Origin of the sequence: Microbacterium sp. AR7-10, assembly GCF_001878835.1 — a bacterium.
GTDB lineage: Bacteria > Actinomycetota > Actinomycetes > Actinomycetales > Microbacteriaceae > Microbacterium > Microbacterium commune.
Genome location: NZ_MJIR01000078.1, coordinates 8643 through 12917 on the forward strand (window position 1 = coordinate 8643; position 4275 = coordinate 12917).

Genomic DNA, 4275 nt, shown 5'->3' on the forward strand with positions numbered 1-4275 from the left:
TCCGCTGGGCCCAGGTGGCTGCCTCTCTCGAAGGAAAGCGACCATTCGGGACCACCGAGCACGAGCATCCCCGCCCGCACGCCGTCGGCCGGGCTCGAATGGTCGCCTCACCCGAGAGGAGGCGACCATATGGGCCCAGCCGGCGCGAAGAGCGAAGCGAGCAAGCGCAGCCCGACCCGCGACTCAGCGCACAGGCTCGAGCAGCGGGACGTCGTAGCGGTGCGGGGTGCCGAAGCGGTGCGCGGTGATCGACACGGCCTGCTCGCGCACGAAGGTGAGCATCTCGACGCGGCCGGCCGAGACCACCGGGTTCGCGTAGATCGCCAGGCTCGGCGAGCCCTCGACGGCCGTCGCGGTCTCGAGCGCGTCGGCGCCGATCAGGCGCACGCGTCCGCCCGCGGCGGCGAGGCGACGGGCGTGCCCGGCCCACGCCTGGGCGTCCTCGGTCACTACGACGACATCGTGCGCACCCAGCCAGGTGACGACCGGCGCGGGCAGAGCGGATGCCGTGCTCACCGTCACCCGTGCGCGCAGCCGCGCGCCGGCGGCGGCGACGCGCAGCAGCTCGGCGACACGGCCGCCCTCGTAGCGGATCGTGACGGGCAGCGCCTGGTAGCGCAGCGCGTTCTGCTCGGTGACCAGACCCGTGGCATCCCGCACGATGCCGAACTCGGCGGCCAGCGCGTCGATGTCGGTGGCCAGCGCGCCGCGCAGCCACTCGGCGTCGGCACCGTCGACGAGTGCGACGGCCGACGACGCGAGCGCGTCGAGCGAGGTGCTCGTCTGCACCGTGGCATCCGTCCACTCCGCCAGCCCGACGAGGTAGTTCGGGCCGCCCGCCTTGGAGCCGGCGCCGACGGCGGCCTTCTTCCAGCCGCCGAACGGCTGCCGCTGCACGATGGCACCGGTGGTTCCGCGGTTGACGTACACGTTGCCGGCCTGGATGTTCGCCAGCCACTGCTGCACCTCGTCGACGTCGAGGGAGTGGATGCCGCTGGTCAGGCCGTAGTCGATGTCGTTGACGATGTCGATCGCCTCGGTCAGCGAGTCGGCGGTCATCACCCCGAGCACGGGTCCGAAGTACTCGACCCGGTGGAACTCGCTGCCGCGCTGCACCCCGTCGCGGATGCCGGGGGTCCAGAGCTGGCCGGCGTCGTCGAGCTTCTCAGGCTCCAGCATCCAGGACTGTCCCGGGTGCAGTTCGGTGAGCGCGCTGAGCAGCTTGCCCTCGGCCGGTCCGATCAGCGGTCCGATGCGGTTTCTGCCGTCTTCCGGCATGCCCACCTCGTAGGCGCGCACGGCATCGATGAGCTGACGACGGAACCGCTCCGACTTCGCGACCGACCCCACGAGCACGACGAGCGAGGCGGCCGAGCACTTCTGGCCGGCGTGACCGAAGGCCGAGTACGCGACATCCTTCGCGGCGAGGTCGAGGTCGGCGGCAGGAGTGACGATGATCGCGTTCTTGCCGCTCGTCTCGGCGAGCAGCGGCAGGTCGGCACGGAATCCGCGGAACAGCTCGGCCGTCTCGTAGCCGCCGGTGAGGATGACGCGGCCGACGGCCGGGTCGCTGACCAGCTGCTCACCCAGCGAGCGGCCGTCGAGCTGCACGTACTGCAGCACGTCGCGAGGCACTCCGGCCTCCCACAGCGCCTCGACCATCACGGCGCCCGAGCGGCGCGCCTGGCGGGCGGGCTTGATGATCACCGGCGACCCGGTGGCGAGCGCGGACAGGGTGGATCCGGCGGGGATGGCGACCGGGAAGTTCCACGGCGGGGTGACCACGGTCAGCCCGACCGGCTGCATGAGCGCGCCGTCGACCTCGGCGAGCTTCTTGGCGCTCTCGGCGTAGTAGTGCGCGAAGTCGATCGCCTCCGACACCTCGGGGTCGCCCTGCTCGATGATCTTGCCCGCCTCGGAGCCCATGACCTCGAGCAGGTCGGCCCGACGCGCCTCGAGGATGTCGCCCGCGCGGTGCAGGATCTCGGCGCGGCCGGCGGCGCCGAGTGCGCGCCATGCCTCACCGGATGCCACGGCCGCAGCGATCCGCTCGGAGACCTGCTCGGCGGTGCTGAGCGTGTTGGCGGCGACCGTGTCGGCACCGAGGGTCGAGTTCTTCATGCGGGCGCGGATCCCGTCGGCCCAGGCACGGTTGGCTGCCAGCGACGGGTCGGTGTCGGGGGTGTTCTGGAAGACGTACCCCTCCTGGGTCCCGGAGCCTGACCCCTCCTGGGTCCCTGAGCCTGCCGAAGGGTCTGGCAGCTGACGGTTCTGCGTGCGGTTGGCTGCCGGCACCTCGGTCGGGATGGTCTGGATGGATGCCAGGAAGCGCTGCTTCTCGCGCTCGAACAGCGCCGGATCGGTGTCGAGATCGAACACGGCCGACATGAAGTTCTCGTGCGAGGCGCCCTCTTCGAGACGGCGGATCAGGTAGGCGATCGCGACGTCGAACTCATCGGGGTGCACCACGGGGGTGTAGAGCAGCAGCGACCCGACCGTGCGCTTGACGACTTCGGCCTGGGCGGTGGCCATGCCGAGCAGCATCTCGAATTCGATCCCGTCGGTCACGCCGCGCCTCTTCGCGAGCAGCCAGGCGAGGGCGATGTCGAACAGGTTGTGACCGGCGACGCCGATGCGCACGTTGCCGATGTGCTCCGGGCGCAGCGAGTACTCGAGCACCGCCTTGTACGACGAGTCGGACTCCTGCTTGCTCGACCAGGTTGCGAGCGGCCAGCCGTGCGTCTCGGCATCGACCGTCTCCATCGGCAGGTTGGCGCCCTTCACGACGCGCACCTTGATCGGCGCCCCGCCCGAGGCGACGCGGGCGGCCGCCCACTCCTGCAGACGCATCATCGCCGAGAGCGCGTCGGGCAGGTACGCCTGCAGCACGATGCCCGCCTCGAGGTTCTTGAACTCGGGACGGTCGAGGATGCCGGTGAAGACCGCGATGGTGAGGTCGAGGTCCTTGTACTCCTCCATGTCGAGGTTGATGAACTTCTGACCGCCCGGGCCGCCCTGCGCGGCGATCCGGTACAGCGGCAGCAGCGCCTCGACGGCGTCGGCGACGGCATGGTCGAAGGCCCACGGGCTGTGCGGGGCGACGGTGGAGGAAACCTTGATCGACACGTAGTCGACGTCGTCGCGCTCGAGCAGGCGACGGGTGCCGTCGAGGCGGCGCTTGGCCTCTTCGCGGCCCAGGATGGCCTCGCCGAGCAGGTTGATGTTGAGCTTCACGCCCTGCGACTCGCGGATGTGCTTGATCGCCGCACCCAGCTTCTCGTCGCGGGCGTCGACGATCAGGTGGCGCACCATCTGGCGCAGCACGGCGCGGGCCGACGGCACGACGACACCGGGCAGGATGCCGGCGGTCGCACCACCGAGGCCGATCGCGGCGCGCATCGGCGCGGGCAGGAAGCCCGGCGTCAGCGGCACGAGCTCCTTGAGCTTGGTCGCCGCGACCTTGAGGTCTTCGGGGCGCACGACGCCGTCGACGAATCCGACGGTGAAGTCGAGGCCGTTCGGGTCGCGCAGCACTCCCGCGAGACGCTCGCCGGCGGCATCCGTCGGCACGTCGCGACTCTCGACAAGCCACTTCTTCACCAGGGCGACGGCGTCGTCGCCGAGTGAGGCGAGTTCGGCGATGGATGCTTCGGAGGCGGGCGCAGGAGTGCTCATTGCTACAGGATGCCGCCGCGCACCGTACAAGAAAAGCGATCGTTTCTGAATGATAATGTTCGATGAAAACGAAGAATGAGGAGAGTCCCGCATGTTCGAGCTGAGGCGGCTGAGACTGCTGCACGAACTCGCGCTGCGCGGCACGATCGCCCAGGTCGCCGCCTCGCTCTCGTACTCCCCCTCGACCGTCTCGCAGCAGCTCGCCCTGCTCGAGAAAGAGGCCGGAGTCACGCTGCTCGAACCCGACGGACGCAGGGTGCGTCTGACCCCGCAGGGACGGATGCTGGCCGAGCACGCCGCCCGGGCTCTCGAGCTCGACGAAGAGGCCCGCGCGGCGCTGACAGCGCACGCGGGCTGGGAGCCGGTGCGCATCGCTGCGATGCCCACCGCGGCGCAGAGCATCGCGCCGGCCGCGCTGTCCCTGCTCGCCGAGCGCGCCCCGGGCCTGCGTGTCGAGCTCGCCGAGCTGCCGCCCGAAGAGAGCCTGTTCGAGCTGTGGGCGCGGCGGTTCGACCTGGTGATCGCCGGGCAGTATCCCTGTCTCTTATACACATCTGACGCTGCCGACGAACCCACGGGGGGTGATTTCGGTGGTCGCCG

The 4275-nt window shown here is 70.3% G+C and carries 2 protein-coding genes; one reads left to right on the forward strand and one right to left on the reverse strand.

From position 1 onward, the window contains the following. Positions 1-183 precede the first annotated feature (183 nt). Positions 184-3675: a proline dehydrogenase family protein gene (locus tag BFN01_RS10940; protein WP_071644348.1), complete on the reverse strand. Its 3492-nt coding sequence runs from the start codon at positions 3673-3675 to the stop codon at positions 184-186. Between the two features lie 91 nt (positions 3676-3766). Here BFN01_RS10940 and BFN01_RS10945 point away from each other — a divergent pair. After that, on the forward strand, positions 3767-4275 hold a 509-nt coding region (locus tag BFN01_RS10945), incomplete at its 3' end, for a LysR family transcriptional regulator (protein WP_143187225.1).